The sequence below is a fragment of the Caenimonas aquaedulcis genome, from assembly GCF_015831345.1.
GTDB lineage: Bacteria > Pseudomonadota > Gammaproteobacteria > Burkholderiales > Burkholderiaceae_C > Ramlibacter > Ramlibacter aquaedulcis.
Map to the genome: position 1 here is coordinate 884,234 of NZ_JADWYS010000001.1, position 13,761 is coordinate 897,994.

Sequence of the window (13,761 nt, forward strand, 5' to 3'; positions counted from 1 at the left end):
AATCCGCGCCTCAGAACATCAGGTCGCCGGCCGCCATTTTCGTGCCGACGGTGCCCATCAGCGTCAATTCGCCCGCCGTGATGCCCGCGCCGCCCGCTTCGATGTATTGGTAGACCGCCGAGCTGTCGTCGTCCGTGACGACGAAGTAGGCCACCGCCCCCGCGCTCCCGTCCGTCCACGACGCCGCCGACGCGATGAATGTCGCCGACGCGACCGCACTGTCCGCGACGCTCGAGAGCGCGGCATCGACGAAATAGACGGCGCCGGCGTGCACGTTGATGCTGCCGGCGACGGCGACCGCCGCATGCTGCGTGGTGAGCAGGCCGACGTCGAGCTTGTCGACGCCCGACATGAAATTCGTGACCACGTCGTTGCCGTTCGCCGCAGGCGTAGCCGCCATGATGTTGCGGTCCATCACGTTGTCCACCCCGAGGTCGATCGTGTCGCTGCCCGCGCCGCTGGAGACGACGTCCATGCCGGCGCCGCTGGTGATGACGTCGTTGCCGGCGCCGCTCACGATGGTGTCCTTGCCTGCGCCGGTGGTGATGGTGTCGTTGCCCGTGCCGGTCGTGACGGCATTGATGCCGTCGCCCGCGCTCACGGTGTTGTTGCCGTCGCCCGCGAGGATGGTGTCCGCCCCGCTGCCGGTGGTGATGGTGTCGTTGCCCGCCAGGGTGATCACCGCGTTGTTGCCGTTGCCGGTCGTGATCGTGTCGTCGCCGCCCAGGCCATTGATGCGGAAGTCCCCGGCACCGATGGTGTAGGTGTCGTTGGCGATCGTCAGGTCGACCACCTGCTGGGGCGAGGGCGCAGGCGCGGGGGATGGTCCGGGAGCGGGAGCGGGAGCCGGCGCAGGACCGGGAGCCGGAGCGGGAGCAGGCGCCGGTGCAGGAGGCGGCGTCATGGCGGCGATCGCCGTGTCGACGCTCGCCGTATCGGCCGTCACGCTTTCGATCACGTGGTGCAGCAGCACGAAGTCCGTGGCGGGTTGCGCCAGTGTCACGGAATAGTGCTCCGCGACGAAGGTTTCGTTGTTCAGCAGCGCCTTGACCTCGGCGAACTGGGGCGAGTTCGTGCCGTCCAGCGCGATGATGGCCTCGTACGCGATCTGCCCCTTGTCGACACCGGCGTTCCACTTGCCGTACACGAAGTCGTGCGCGAGTTCGTTGGACTGCAGGCCCAGCGGCGTGAGGAACGCCGTCGCGAATTCCTCCATGGTCTGCGAGTCGGGGTTCAGGGAGCGGTAGACGCTGCTGTTCGCCATCTCGGTGGCCAGCGTGCACATGACGTGCCCGTTGGCCTCCAGCGCCGCTTCGAGCGAGGCCAGGTAGGTGGCGCCGGGGGCGACGTCGAACATCGCCACGGCGAGTTCGATGATGAGGGTGCGTTCTGCGGTGGAGATGGTCATGGGGCGGTCTCTTTTGCTAGTTGGAAACTAAGCCGAGTACCCGATGCACCAGACTGTGAGCCAATGTAGCTCGGCACTTTCGGCGCCACGAAAGCAAAAGCGGGGATTGCGCGTAAGGCAATACCCCGCTCGGATCGGGTGGTGGCTTAGAAAGCGAGGTCGCCGGTCGACACCGCGTGGTCCACCGTGCCCATCAACGTCAACTCACCGAGCGTGATGCCCGCGCCGCCAGCCTCGATGTATTGGTAGACCGCCGAGCTGTTGTCGTCCGCGACGACGAAGAAGGCGACGGTGCCGGCCTGGCCGTTGGTCCAGTGCGCGCCGGCCTCGATCAGTGCGGCGGATGCGACGGCGCTGTCGGCCGCGCTCGAGAGGCCGGAGGCCAGGAAGTAGACGTTGCCTGCATGCACCGTCAGGTTGCCCTGCACCAGCGTCGCCGCGTGCTGCGAGGTCATGGCGTTCAGGTCGAGCTTGTCGATGCCGGTGGTAAACCCGGTGATCACGTCGTTGCCGTTCAGGGCTGCCGACTTGGCGAAGATGACGCGGTCCAGCACGCTGTCGACGCCCAGGTCGATCGAGTCGTTGCCCGCGCCGCTGGTGATCAGGTCCGCGCCGGCGCCGCTGCGGATGATGTCGTTGCCCGCGCCGCTGACGATGACGTCGTTGCCGGAGCCCGTGGTGAGCGTGTCGTTGCCGGTGCCGGTCGTGACGGCGTTGGTGCCGTCGCCCGCATTCACGGTGTTGTTGCCGTCGCCGCCCTGGATGACGTCCGCGCCGCCGCCGGTGGTGATGGTGTCGTTGCCGGCGCGCGTGACGACGAGGTTGCTGCCGCTTCCGGTGGTGATCGTGTCGTCCCCGCCCAGTCCGTTGATCTGGAAGTTGCCGGCACCGATGGTGTAGGTGTCGTTGGCGCTGGTGAGGTTGATGGTCTGTTGTGCAACGGTTTGCACGCTGTGGTCTTGATGAATCCGGGCCATGAGGTTGTCTCCGCTAGTTAAGAACTAAGCCGAGCACCGAATGCACCTGACTGTGAGCCAATGTAGCTCTGCAATTTCCTGGCACAGCAGGGCAATGGAGCGCCTGCGTGTAGGGAAATGGCCTGCCCTCGCCTCCGGGCTAGGCGGGCAATACCGCGGTCGCCTCGATTTCCACCTTGGCGCGGTCCTCCATCAGCGCCGTGACCTGCACGGCCGTCATCGCGGCGTTGTAGGCGCCGATGATCTCGCGGAAGGCCACGCCGATCTCGCGCGACGCGGCGAGGTATTCGCGCTTGTCCGTCACATACCAGGTCATGCGCACGATGTGCTCCGGCTTGCCGCCGGCTTCCTCCAGCACGTCGGCCAGGTTCTGCAAGGCCTGGCGCGCCTGCGCCGCGAAATCGTCGGAGTGGAAGACGCCCTGCGCGTCCCAGCCGATCATGCCGGCGATGAACAGCATCTTTCCCTGCGCCACGACGCCGTTCGCATAGCCCTTGGGCCGCGGCCACCCGGCCGGGAGAATCACCTCGCAAGTCATCGTGCCTCCTTGAGCAGTTCGCGGGCGATGATCAACTGCTGCACTTCGCTCGCGCCTTCGTAGATGCGCAGCGAGCGGATCTCGCGGTAGAGGCGCTCCACCATCTCCCCGCTGACCACGCCCTGCCCGCCGAACATCTGCACGGCCGCGTCGATGACCTGCTGCGCGCCTTCCGTGGCGGTCAGCTTGGCCATCGCGGCCTCCTTGGTCACGTTGCGGCCGCCATCGCGCTGCCACGCGGCGCGGTACACGAGCAGCGCCGCGCTGTCGATGGTCGTCGCCATCTGCGCGAGCTTCGCCTGCGTGAGCTGGAAGTCGGCCAGTGCCTGGTTGAACATCCTGCGCGTCGTCGCGCGATGCAGGGCTTCGTCCATCGCGCGGCGGGCGAAGCCGAGCGCGGCGGCCGCGACCGAGGTGCGGAACACATCGAGCGTTCGCATCGCCACCTTGAACCCCTCCCCCGCCTCCCCGATGCGCTGCGTGAGCGGCACGCGGCAATGCGTGAAGCGGAGTTTCGCGAGGGGATGCGGCGCGATCACGTCGATGCGCTCCGCGATTTCGAAGCCCGGCGTGCCCGCATCGACGATGAAGGCGGAAATGCCGCGCGCGCCGGGCGCCTCGCCGGTGCGGCAGAACACGACGTAGAAGTCCGCGATGCCGCCGTTGGAGATCCAGGTCTTCTCGCCGTCCAGGATGGCGTGGTCGCCCTCGACGTGCGCGTTGCACTGCATCGCGGCCACGTCGGAGCCGGCCTCCGGTTCCGACAGCGCGAATGCGGCGATCGCCTCGCCGCGCGCCACGCGCGGCAGGTAACTGTCCTTCTGGGCCTGCGTGCCCTGCAGGCTGATCGCCCCGGAGCCCAGGCCCTGCATCGCGAACGCGAAGTCCGCCAGGCCGTTGTGGCGTGCCAGCGTTTCCCGGATCAGGCAGATGGCGCGCGTGTCGATCACCGGCTGCGCGCCGTGGCCGCCACCGACGGCGTGCCTGAGCCACCCGGCCGCGCCGAGGGACCGCACGAGCGAACGGCACTCCGCGTCCACGTCGCTGCCATGGTGCCCCGCCACGTGCTGGGCGGCCCAGGCGTCCAGTTCGCGTGCCAGGGCGCGGTGCCGCTCTTCGAAGAAAGGCCAGTCGAGGTAAGTGGTGTCGCTCATGGCTCGCCTCAATTGCCTTCGAAGCGGGGCTTCTGCTTCGCAACGAACGCGTGGTAGGCCCGCGAGAAATCCTCGGTCAGCATGCAGATCGCCTGCGCCTGCGCTTCCGCTTCGATCGCCTGCTCGATGGTCATCGCCCACTCCTGGTGGAGCATGGTCTTGGTGATGCCGTTCGCGAAGGTCGGACCCTGCGCGAGCTCCAGCGCCAGGGCTTGCGCTTGCGCCAGCAGGTCTTCCGGCGCGCACAGCCGGTTGAAGAAGCCCCAGCGCTCGCCCTCCTCGCCGCCCAGGGACCGGCCGGTATAGAGCAGCTCGCTCGCGCGGCCCTGGCCGATCAGCCGCGGCAGGAAGGCGCAGGCGCCCATGTCGCAACCGGCGAGGCCGACGCGGTTGAAGAGAAAGGCCGTCTTGCTGCGGGCGGTGCCGAAGCGGATGTCCGACGCCATCGCGACGATCGCGCCGGCGCCCGCGCAGATGCCGTCCACCGCCGCCACGATGGGTTGCGGGCAGGCACGCATGGTCTTCACCAGATCGCCCGTCATGCGGGTGAACATGAGCAGGTCCGGCGCCTTCAGTTGCACGAGCGGCCCGATGATTTCGTGCACGTCGCCGCCGGAGCAGAAGTTGCCGCCCGCGCCCGTGACCACCACCGCATGCACATCCGTCGCGTATTTCAGCTGGCCGAAGAGGTCGCGCAGCTCGGCATACGAATCGAAGGTGAGCGGGTTCTTGCGGTCCGGGCGGTCGAGCGTGATGGTGGCCACGCCTTCCTTCACCTCCCACAGAAAGTGCTCGGCGCGGTACCCCGCCAGCTGCTTGCGGTTGCCCGCGGCCAGCGCGGGGTCGAGGGTGCTTGTCTCTGTCATGTTCTTTCCTCTTCGGGAATGTTCGGTGCCGCGGCCATGGCCTTTTCGCGCTCGAGATTGCGTTCGAGCTGGGTCTTGCCCGAGCGGTACTGCCGGGGCCAGGGAACGTCGGTGTAGCCGATCTTCGCGGCTTCCAGGAGCGTCCACGATGCATTGGCCAGGTGCGGCCGGGCCACGGCGCACAGGTCGGCACGGCCGGCCGCGATGATGCTGTTGACGTGGTCCGCTTCAGAGATCGCGCCGACGGCGATCGTGGCGATGCCTGCCTCGTTTCGCACGCGATCCGAAAAAGGCGTCTGGTACATGCGGCCGTACACGGGCTTCTGCTCCTTGCTCACCTGCCCGGACGAGCAGTCGATCATGTCGGCGCCCGCGGCCTTGAACGCCCTGCCGATCGCCACCGCGTCGTCGGGCGTGATGCCGCCGGGCACCCAGTCGTGCGCGGAGATGCGCACCGACATCGGCAGGTTCGCGGGCCACACCGCGCGCATCGCGGCGAACACTTCCAGCGGATAGCGCAGGCGGTTCTCCAGCGAGCCGCCGTAGTCGTCCGTGCGCTGGTTCGTCAGCGGCGAGATGAAGCTCGAGAGCAGGTAGCCGTGCGCGCAGTGCAGCTCGAGCCAGTCGAAGCCGGCCTGCGCGGCCAGCCGCGTGCTGTGCACGAAGTCCGCCTTGACGCGGTCCATGTCCTCGCGCGTCATGGAGCGCGACCAGTCGCTCACGCCGTCGATGTATTGCTGCGGGGACGCCGAGATCAGCGGCCAGTTGCCCGAGGGCAGCGGCTGGTCCTCGCCTTCCCAGGGCACGCGCGTCGAACCCTTGGCGCCCGCGTGGCCCAGCTGCAGCGCGATCTTCGCGTCGCTGTTGCCATGCACGAAATCGACGATCCGCTTCCAGCCGTCCCGCTGCGCCTCGTTCCACAGCCCCGGGCAGCCGGGTGTGATGCGCGCATCGGGCGTGGGGCAGGTCATCTCCGCCACGACCAGTCCGGCGCCGCCCATGGCACGCGCGCCGAGGTGCACGAGGTGGTAGTCCGCAGGGAGGCCGTCCACGCAGGAGTACTGCGCCATCGGCGAGACGACGACACGGTTGTTCAGGGTGACGCCGCGCACCGTGAACGGCGTGAACATCGGCGGCACGGGATGCTGCGCCGCCGCGCGTTGCAAGCCCGCGCGCTGCGCGATCCAGTCTTCGTAGCCTTCCACGTAGCCCTTGTCGCGCAGGCGCAGGTTCTCGTGGCTGATGCGCTGGCTGCGCGTGAGCAGCGAATACGCGAACTGCTCGGGCGGCAGGTTGACGTAGCGCGACACGTTCTCGAACCACTCGGTCGAATTGCGCGCGGCGTTCTGGATCTTCAGCACTTCGATGCTGCGCACGGCTTCGTAATCCCCCAGCGCCTGTTTCAGGTCGCCTTTGGATCGGCCGATGCAGCGCGCGAGTTCGATGGAATCTTCCAGCGCGAGCTTGGTGCCCGAGCCGATGGAAAAGTGCGCGGTGTGCGCGGCGTCGCCCATGAGCACCACCGGCGCATGGCCGTTGTCGTGCACCCACGTCTTGCACACGACACGCGGAAAGCGGATCCACTGCGCCGAGCCGCGCAGGTGCGACGCGTTGGACATCAGTGCGTTGCCGTCCAGGTACTTCGCGAACAACTTCTCGCAGAACGCGATGGATTCTTCCTTCTCCATCTTGTCCAGGCCGGCCTTCAGCCACACCGCCTCCGGCGCTTCCACGATGAAGGTGGAGGTGTCGCCGTCGAACTGGTAGGCGTGCGCCTGGAACCAGCCCCAGGGCGTTTCCTCGAACGCGAAGGTGAAGGCGTCGAAGCGCTTGTGCGTGCCGAGCCAGACGAAGCGGCACTGGCGCAAGTCGATGTCCGGCTGGTAGGTGGCGGCGTGCTTCGTGCGGATGCGGCTGTTGAGGCCGTCGCTCGCGATGATGAGGTCGGCGTCGGGGTATTGGGCGTCGTCCTGCACGTCGGTCTCGAACACGAGTTCGACGCCGAGCTGCTCGCAGCGCCGCTGCAGGATGTTGAGGAGGCGCTTGCGGCCGATGCCGCAGAAGCCGTGGCCGCCGGACACGATGCGGTGGCCGCGGATGTTGACCTCGATGTCGTCCCAGTGGTTGAACGCGCCGAGGATTTCGGCGGCGGTCGGCGCGTCGGCCGCCTGCAGGTTTCCAAGGGTCTGGTCGGAGAAGACGACGCCCCAGCCGAAGGTGTCGTACGGCCGGTTGCGCTCCACGACCCGCACGCGATGGGCAGGGTCCTGCTGTTTCATCAGCAGGGCGAAATACAGCCCCGCCGGACCCCCGCCGATGCAGACGATGTTCATGGTTGCTCCAAGCCTGGATAGTTGAAGCTTAAACTATCTCCGCCGGTTGCGCCAGTGAAACGCGCGCAAGTCGCGAGACCTCGCGCGCCGGGCGGTCCTTCAGGCTGTGGTCGCTCCAGACCTGCCGCCAGCGGCGCGCGCCCGCAACGCCGTTGTACAGCCCCATCATGTGGCGGGCGATGGAGGAGTAGGCGGTGCCGCGCAGCGCCGCTTCGCGTTCCATGTACGCCACCATCTGCTCTTCCACCGCCTCGCGGGTGAGGCCCGAATCCGCCTCGCCGTAGTACGCGCTGTCCCACGAGGCGAGCCACCAGGGGTGGTGATAAGCCTCGCGCCCGACCATCACGCCGTCCACGGCCTGCAACTGCTCGCGCACCTGCGCGTCGTCCTTGATGCCGCCGTTGACGGCGAAGGTGAGATGCGGAAACTCGCGCTTGAGGCGATGCACGAATTCGTAGCGCAGCGGCGGGACTTCCCGGTTCTCCTTGGGCGACAGGCCCTTGAGCCAGGCGTTGCGCGCGTGAACGAGGAACACGTCGCACCCGGCATTTGCGACGGTGCCCACGAAATCACGCACGAACCCGTAGCTCTCGCCCTGGTCGATGCCGATCCGGTGCTTCACCGTCACGGGAAGGGACACGGCGTCGCGCATCGCCTTCACGCAATCGGCCACCAGCTGCGGCTCCGCCATCAGGCATGCGCCGAAGGAGCCGCGCTGCACGCGTTCGCTCGGGCAGCCGCAGTTGAGGTTGATCTCGTCGTAGTCCCACTCCCGCCCCAGCTTCGCGCTGGCCGCGAGGTCCGCCGGTTCGCTGCCGCCCAGCTGCAGCGCGACCGGGTGCTCCGCAGGATCGAAATCGAGGTGGCGCGGCACGTTGCCGTGCAGCAGCGCGCCGGTGGTCACCATCTCGGTGTAGAGCAGCGTGCGGCGCGTCAGCAGGCGGTGGAAGTACCGGCAGTGGCGGTCCGTCCAGTCCATCATCGGGGCGACGGACATGCGCCACCGGGTATCGTGTTTGGGGTTCATGGGAAAACGCAATTTTGCACGCGAGCGGATAACATGCGCGGCAATGGCCGTTTCCGACCCCCTCCACCCGCCGGACGAAGTACCCGGCGAAGCCCGGCGGCTCGCCCGGCTGCGCATGCTGAAGATCCTCGACTCCGCGCCCGAGCCCGCCTTCGACAGCCTCACACGGGTTGCCGCCGCCATCTGCGGCACGCCGATCGCCCTCATCAGCCTCATCGACGAAGACCGGCAGTGGTTCAAGTCCCGGGTCGGCCTCGACGGCGACACCGAGACGCCGCGCACCCTCGCCTTCTGCGACCACGCCATCCGGCAGTCGGGCGTGATGGAAGTGCCCGACGCCCTGCTCGACCCCCGCTTCCGGTCCAACCCGTACGTCACCGGCGAGCCCAACGTCCGCTTCTATGCCGGCGCCCCGATCACCCTGCCCTCCGGCGAGCGCATCGGCACCGTGTGCGTGATCGACCGCGTGCCCGCGCACCTCACGCCCCAGCAGGCGCAAAGCCTGGCCGAGCTGGCGGAGGTGGTTCAGGTCATGCTCACGCAGCGCGCGCAACTGATGGACCGTGTCGAGAGCGACATCGCCGGGCACGTGGAGCATGCGAGCCGGCTGCACGGCGCCAACCGCTTCCTCGCGCGCGCCGAAACGCTCAGCCGCGTCGGCGGCTGGGAAGCCGACCTGCGCACGCGCACCGTGCACTGGACGGAGCAGAACTACCGCAACTTCGAACTCAAGCCCGGCACGCCGGTGGGCCTGGATGACCATCGCCGATTCTTCAATCCCGAGGCGCTGCGCCTCATGGACGATACCGCCGCGCGCGCCCTGGCGACCGGCGAGCCCTGGGACATCGAGCTGCCGATGACCACCGCGAACGGGCGCCAGGTGTGGATGCGATCGGTCGGCCACGCGGAGTTCGAGAACGGCGTGCCCGTGCGCATGGTCGGCGTGCTGCAGGACATCAGCGCGCTCAAGTCGGCGCGCGACGCCGAGGCAGCGTCGCTGCGTTTGCTGTCCGCCGTGGTGGAGCACCTGCCGTGCGCCGTCAGCGTGTTCGACGCGCAATTCCGGCTCATCGCGCACAACCACCAGTTCCGCACCTTGCTGGACTTCCCCGACCGCCTGTTCGAAGGGCGCCAGCCCACCTTGTCGGAATTCGTGCGCTTCGACCTCGCACGCGGCGAGTACGGCGATGCCGATGCCGGCGAAGTGCTCGAGCGCGTCGCGCGCCAGGCCGCCACGCCTTCGCGCCACCTGCTCCTGCGCAGCCACGTGGGCGCGCCTGCGCTGGAAGTGCGCCGCTCGCCCATGCCCGGCGGCGGGTTCGTCACCACCTACATGGACGTGACCCAGGCACGCGCCGCCGACGAGGCGCTGGCCCGCGCCGCGGAAATCACGCGCGCGACGCTCGAATCCACCACCGACGGCCTGCTGGTGGTGAACCCCGACCGTGAAGTGCTCTACCACAACCGCAAGTTCCTGGAGATGTGGAACCTCTCCGCGGAGGACCTCGCGCACGGTGTCGACGCACTGCGGCCGAACATCGAGCCCCAGCTCGCCGATCCGCAGGCGTTCACGCGGCGCGTGGGGGAGCTGTACGCGTCGCCGCTCTCCGAAGCCAACGACGAGCTGATCCTCAAGGACGGCCGCGTGTTCGAGCGTTATGCGCGGCCGATGACGGTCGAGGGCCATGCCGTGGGCCGTGTCTGGAGCTTCCGCGATGTGACCGAGGCGCGCCGCGCCGAGGCGAACGTGCGGCGCGCGAAGGACGAAGCGGTGGCGGCCAACCGGGCCAAGACGGAGTTCCTCGACACCATCAGCCACGAGATCCGCACGCCGCTGAACGGTGTCCTGGGCATGACGCAGCTGCTGGCCGCCGAACCGCTCGCGCTGCACCAGCACAAGTACGTGCAGCTGGCCGACACCAGCGCGAGGGACCTGCTCGAGTTGATCGACGACCTGCTGGACCTCGGCAAGATCGAGGCGGGCAAGGTGGAACTGGAGGACATCGACTTCCGCCTGGAGGACGTGACGCGCCACCTGGAGGAGCTCTACCGGCTGCGCGCGCGCGAGAAGGACCTCGACTTCCAGCTGGAGATCGGCCCGGGCGTGCCGGCGGTGCTGCGCGGCGACCCCGGGCGGCTGCGGCAGGTGCTCAACAACCTGCTGTCCAACGCGCTGAAGTTCACCTCCGAAGGCGGCATCGGGCTCGTGATCGCGCGCATGCCGGGCGCGCGTTCGACGCCGCAGATCTCGTTCACCGTGCACGACACGGGCATCGGCATCGCGGAGGACGTGCGCGAACGGCTTTTCTCGCGCTTCTCGCAGGCCGACAGTTCCACCACACGCAAGTACGGCGGGACGGGCCTGGGCCTGGCGATCGTGCGCCAGCTCTGCGACGCGATGGGCGGCAGCGTGAGCCTGCGCAGCGTGCCGGGCAAGGGATCCTCCTTCCGCTGCGAACTGCCCCTGGCGGCGGCGCAGGCCGGTGCAGCCAGCAAGCCCGGGGTGCCGGTGCCGCAGCAGCGGGAATTCCGCGCGGCGCGCCTGCTGCTGGCCGAAGACAACCCCGTCAACCAGCTGGTGGTGCAGGGCCTGCTGGCGCACGCGGGATACCTGGACGTGGTGATCGCGAGCGACGGCGCGCAAGCCGTCGCGGCCGCCTCGCACGAACCGTTCGACCTCGTCATCATGGATTGCCACATGCCCGAGATGGACGGCTACCAGGCGACGGCGCTGCTGCGCGAGCGCGGTTTCGCCAAGCCCATCATCGCGCTCACCGCGAACGCCTCGCAGGCCGAGCGCGAGCGCTGCCTGTCGATCGGGATGAACGATTTCCTCAGCAAGCCCATCGACGGCGCCACGCTCACGCAGGCCGTGGACCGGTGGCTCCAGCCCGCCGCCGCGAACGGCTGACCGAGCCGCCGCCGGGCATGGGGGCGAGTCCTACACGGCGCGCTGCGCCGCGACTACAGGGCATCCGCCGCGCATGGGTTGCAATGGCCGTGTCAGCTAGGAGGCGCCATGAAACCATTCCAACTCGAACCCGGCATGCTCACCATGCGGGGTGTGTTCTATCCCACCGGGTACATGTTCCTCATGTTCCCCACCGAGCAGGATGCCCGCGATGCGGAACGCCTGCTCGAGGAAAACGGCTACACCGACGAGGCCATCTCGCTGCTGACACCCGAGATGATCCAGGAGCACATCGCGCGCACGGTCGGCAGCGCCGACATCCCGATGCCCTCGGCCGGCACCGAAGCGGATACCGTGCGGCAGTTCTCCGAATATGCGAGCCAGGGCCACCACGCGCTCATGATCCACGCGCCGAAGGCCAGCGAGAGCGAGCGCGTCATGGACGTGCTGAAGGACGCCAACATTTCCTATGGGCAGAAGTACCGCCAGCTCGTCATCGAAGACCTGACCTGATCGCATCGGTATCGCCGTAAAAAAAAGGCCCGCGTCGCGGGCCTTTTTTACGTGGCGCGAGGCAAGGCTCAGCCCATGTGCAGGCCGCCGTTCACGGAGAAGTCCGCGCCCGTCGAGTAACCGCCTTCGTCGGAGGCGAGCCACGCGATGATGGAGGCGATCTCTTCCGGCTGCCCCAGGCGCTTGACGGGGATCGTGCTCACGATCTTGTCGAGGACGTCCGGGCGGATCGCCTTGACCATGTCCGTGCCGATGTAGCCCGGGCTCACCGTGTTGACCGTCACGCCCTTGTTGGCGAGCTCCTGCGCCAGCGCCATCGTGAAGCCGTGCATGCCGGCCTTCGCGGCCGAGTAGTTCGTCTGGCCCGCCTGGCCCTTCTCGCCGTTGACCGACGAGATGTTGATGATGCGGCCCCAGCCCTTTTCCACCATGTCGCCGACCACCTGCTTGGTCACATTGAACATGGAGTTGAGGTTGGTCTCGATCACCGCGTCCCAGTCCTCGCGGGTCATCTTGAGGAACATGCGGTCGCGCGTGATGCCGGCGTTGTTCACCAGCACGTCGATCGGGCCGTGCTCGGCCTTCGCCTTGCCGAAAGCCTCCACGGTGGATTCCCACGCGCCGACATTGCCGACGGACGCATGGAAGGTGTAGCCGAGCGCCTTCTGCTCGCCCAGCCACTTGTTGAAATCACGCGTCGGGCCGCAACCCGCGATGACCTTGAATCCTTCCTTGTGCATGCGCTGGCAGATGGCGGTGCCGATGCCGCCCATGCCGCCCGTGACGTACGCGATTTTCTGGCTCATGTGTTGTCTCCTGGTTGATGATTGTTCTTGTACGCCGTTCACACGAGTTCGACTGCGAGGGAAACCCCCATGCCGCCGCCGATGCACAGCGCGGCCACGCCCTTCTTCGCTTCGCGGCGGCCCATCTCGTGCAAAAGCGTCACGAGGATGCGCGCGCCCGATGCACCGATCGGGTGCCCGATCGCGATCGCGCCGCCGTTGACGTTGACCTTCGCGGGGTCGATGCCGAGTTCCTTGTTCACGGCGCACGCCTGGGCTGCGAAAGCTTCGTTCAGCTCGAACAGGTTGACGTCGCTCGCCTTCCAGCCTGCGCGCTCCAGCGCCTTCTTCGTCGCCGGGACGGGGCCCATGCCCATGGTGGCGGGGTCGAGGCCGCTGGTGCCGAAGGACACGATGCGCGCGAGCGGCTTCAGGCCGAGTTCCTTGGCCTTCTTCGCGCTCATCACGACCACCGCCGCGGCGCCGTCGTTGAGGCCGGACGCGTTGCCGGCGGTGACGCTGCCAGCCTTGTCGAAGGCGGGGCGCAGGCCGGCCAGCGCTTCGGCGCTGGTCTTCTTGTTGATGAACTCGTCGGAGTTGAAGACGACCGGGTCGCCCTTCTTCTGCGGGATGGTGATCGCGACGATCTCATCCTTGAACTTGCCGGCTTCCTGCGCGGCCGCGGCCTTCTGCTGGCTGCCGAGCGCGAGCTTGTCCTGCGCGTCGCGGCTGATGTCGTGCGCCTTCGCGACGTTCTCGGCGGTGATGCCCATGTGGTACTGGTTGTAGACGTCCCAGAGGCCGTCGACGATCATCGTGTCGACCAGCTTCCAGTCGCCCATGCGCTGGCCGTCGCGGGAATTGGGGAGCACGTGCGGCGCGGCGCTCATGTTCTCCTGGCCGCCGGCGACAACGATCTCCGCGTCGCCCCAGGCGATGGCCTGCGCCGCGAGCATCACGGCCTTCAGGCCCGAGCCGCACACGGCGTTGATGGTGAGGCCCGGGACTTCCTTGGGCAGGCCGGCCTTCAGCAGCGCCTGGCGCGCCGGGTTCTGGCCCGAGCCGGCCGCGAGCACCTGGCCCATGATGACTTCGCTGACCTGCGCCGGGTCCACCTTGGCGCGGGCCAGGGCTTCCTTGATCACGGCGGCGCCGAGCTCGGGAGCGGGGATCTTGGCGAGCGAGCCGCCGAACTTGCCGACGGCGGTACGTACGGCGGAAACGATGACGATGTCTTCCATTTGGATGC

Annotated in this window: 11 protein-coding genes; 2 read left to right on the forward strand and 9 right to left on the reverse strand. The window is 67.9% G+C overall.

Features of this window, described 5'->3' with window-relative positions:
* Positions 1 to 10: 10 nt before the first annotated feature.
* The 7 genes from I5803_RS04155 to dusA all read right to left on the reverse strand — a co-directional run bounded on the left by I5803_RS04155 (position 11) and on the right by dusA (position 8,303).
* Positions 11 to 1,408 carry a calcium-binding protein gene (locus I5803_RS04155; RefSeq protein WP_196985140.1) on the reverse strand — a complete coding sequence of 466 codons (1,398 nt, stop codon included), beginning with the start codon at positions 1,406 to 1,408 and terminating at the stop codon, positions 11 to 13.
* 146 nt (positions 1,409 to 1,554) lie between these two features.
* Complete coding sequence (locus I5803_RS04160) at positions 1,555 to 2,358, reverse strand: calcium-binding protein (protein ID WP_196985141.1); 804 nt, start codon at positions 2,356 to 2,358, stop codon at positions 1,555 to 1,557.
* A 166-nt stretch (positions 2,359 to 2,524) separates the two neighbouring features.
* Positions 2,525 to 2,923, reverse strand: a complete 399-nt coding sequence (locus tag I5803_RS04165; protein WP_196985142.1) for a RidA family protein — start codon at positions 2,921 to 2,923, stop codon at positions 2,525 to 2,527.
* On the reverse strand, positions 2,920 to 4,077 hold the full coding sequence (locus I5803_RS04170) for an acyl-CoA dehydrogenase family protein (protein WP_196985143.1): 1,158 nt from the start codon (positions 4,075 to 4,077) through the stop codon (positions 2,920 to 2,922). The genes I5803_RS04165 and I5803_RS04170 overlap by 4 nt, the downstream gene beginning before the upstream one ends.
* Before the next feature lie 8 nt (positions 4,078 to 4,085).
* Positions 4,086 to 4,943, reverse strand: coding sequence for an enoyl-CoA hydratase family protein (locus tag I5803_RS04175; RefSeq protein WP_196985144.1), 858 nt, complete (start codon positions 4,941 to 4,943; stop codon positions 4,086 to 4,088).
* Positions 4,940 to 7,276 carry a bifunctional salicylyl-CoA 5-hydroxylase/oxidoreductase gene (locus tag I5803_RS04180; protein ID WP_196985145.1) on the reverse strand — a complete coding sequence of 779 codons (2,337 nt, stop codon included), beginning with the start codon at positions 7,274 to 7,276 and terminating at the stop codon, positions 4,940 to 4,942. The genes I5803_RS04175 and I5803_RS04180 overlap by 4 nt, the downstream gene beginning before the upstream one ends.
* Positions 7,277 to 7,304: 28 nt before the next feature.
* Positions 7,305 to 8,303, reverse strand: a complete 999-nt coding sequence (gene dusA / locus I5803_RS04185; protein ID WP_196985146.1) for a tRNA dihydrouridine(20/20a) synthase DusA — start codon at positions 8,301 to 8,303, stop codon at positions 7,305 to 7,307.
* A 43-nt stretch (positions 8,304 to 8,346) separates the two neighbouring features.
* Here dusA and I5803_RS04190 point away from each other — a divergent pair, with 43 nt between their 5' ends.
* Together I5803_RS04190 and I5803_RS04195 are read left to right on the forward strand one after the other, a co-directional pair.
* A complete protein-coding gene (locus I5803_RS04190) occupies positions 8,347 to 11,214 on the forward strand; it encodes a PAS-domain containing protein (protein WP_196985147.1) in 2,868 nt (955 codons plus the stop codon).
* Between the two features lie 108 nt (positions 11,215 to 11,322).
* Positions 11,323 to 11,727, forward strand: coding sequence for an RNA-binding protein (locus I5803_RS04195; protein WP_196985148.1), 405 nt, complete (start codon positions 11,323 to 11,325; stop codon positions 11,725 to 11,727).
* A gap of 68 nt (positions 11,728 to 11,795) precedes the next feature.
* Here the strand turns inward: I5803_RS04195 and phbB are convergent, their stop codons facing one another.
* Both phbB and I5803_RS04205 read right to left on the reverse strand, forming a co-directional pair.
* Entirely contained in the window at positions 11,796 to 12,533 is a 738-nt protein-coding gene (gene phbB / locus I5803_RS04200) for an acetoacetyl-CoA reductase (protein WP_196985149.1), read from the reverse strand.
* 38 nt (positions 12,534 to 12,571) lie between these two features.
* On the reverse strand, positions 12,572 to 13,753 hold the full coding sequence (locus tag I5803_RS04205) for an acetyl-CoA C-acetyltransferase (RefSeq protein WP_196985150.1): 1,182 nt from the start codon (positions 13,751 to 13,753) through the stop codon (positions 12,572 to 12,574).
* Positions 13,754 to 13,761 lie beyond the last annotated feature (8 nt).

Coding starts and splice junctions, on each gene's coding strand:
- I5803_RS04170 (WP_196985143.1), bottom strand. CDS start 4,077: ATGAGCGACACCACTTACCTCGACTGGCCTTTCTTCGAAGAGCGGCAC.
- I5803_RS04175 (WP_196985144.1), bottom strand. CDS start 4,943: ATGACAGAGACAAGCACCCTCGACCCCGCGCTGGCCGCGGGCAACCGC.
- I5803_RS04205 (WP_196985150.1), bottom strand. CDS start 13,753: ATGGAAGACATCGTCATCGTTTCCGCCGTACGTACCGCCGTCGGCAAG.
- phbB (WP_196985149.1), bottom strand. CDS start 12,533: ATGAGCCAGAAAATCGCGTACGTCACGGGCGGCATGGGCGGCATCGGC.
- dusA (WP_196985146.1), bottom strand. CDS start 8,303: ATGAACCCCAAACACGATACCCGGTGGCGCATGTCCGTCGCCCCGATG.
- I5803_RS04155 (WP_196985140.1), bottom strand. CDS start 1,408: ATGACCATCTCCACCGCAGAACGCACCCTCATCATCGAACTCGCCGTG.
- I5803_RS04180 (WP_196985145.1), bottom strand. CDS start 7,276: ATGAACATCGTCTGCATCGGCGGGGGTCCGGCGGGGCTGTATTTCGCC.
- I5803_RS04190 (WP_196985147.1), top strand. CDS start 8,347: ATGGCCGTTTCCGACCCCCTCCACCCGCCGGACGAAGTACCCGGCGAA.
- I5803_RS04195 (WP_196985148.1), top strand. CDS start 11,323: ATGAAACCATTCCAACTCGAACCCGGCATGCTCACCATGCGGGGTGTG.
- I5803_RS04165 (WP_196985142.1), bottom strand. CDS start 2,923: ATGACTTGCGAGGTGATTCTCCCGGCCGGGTGGCCGCGGCCCAAGGGC.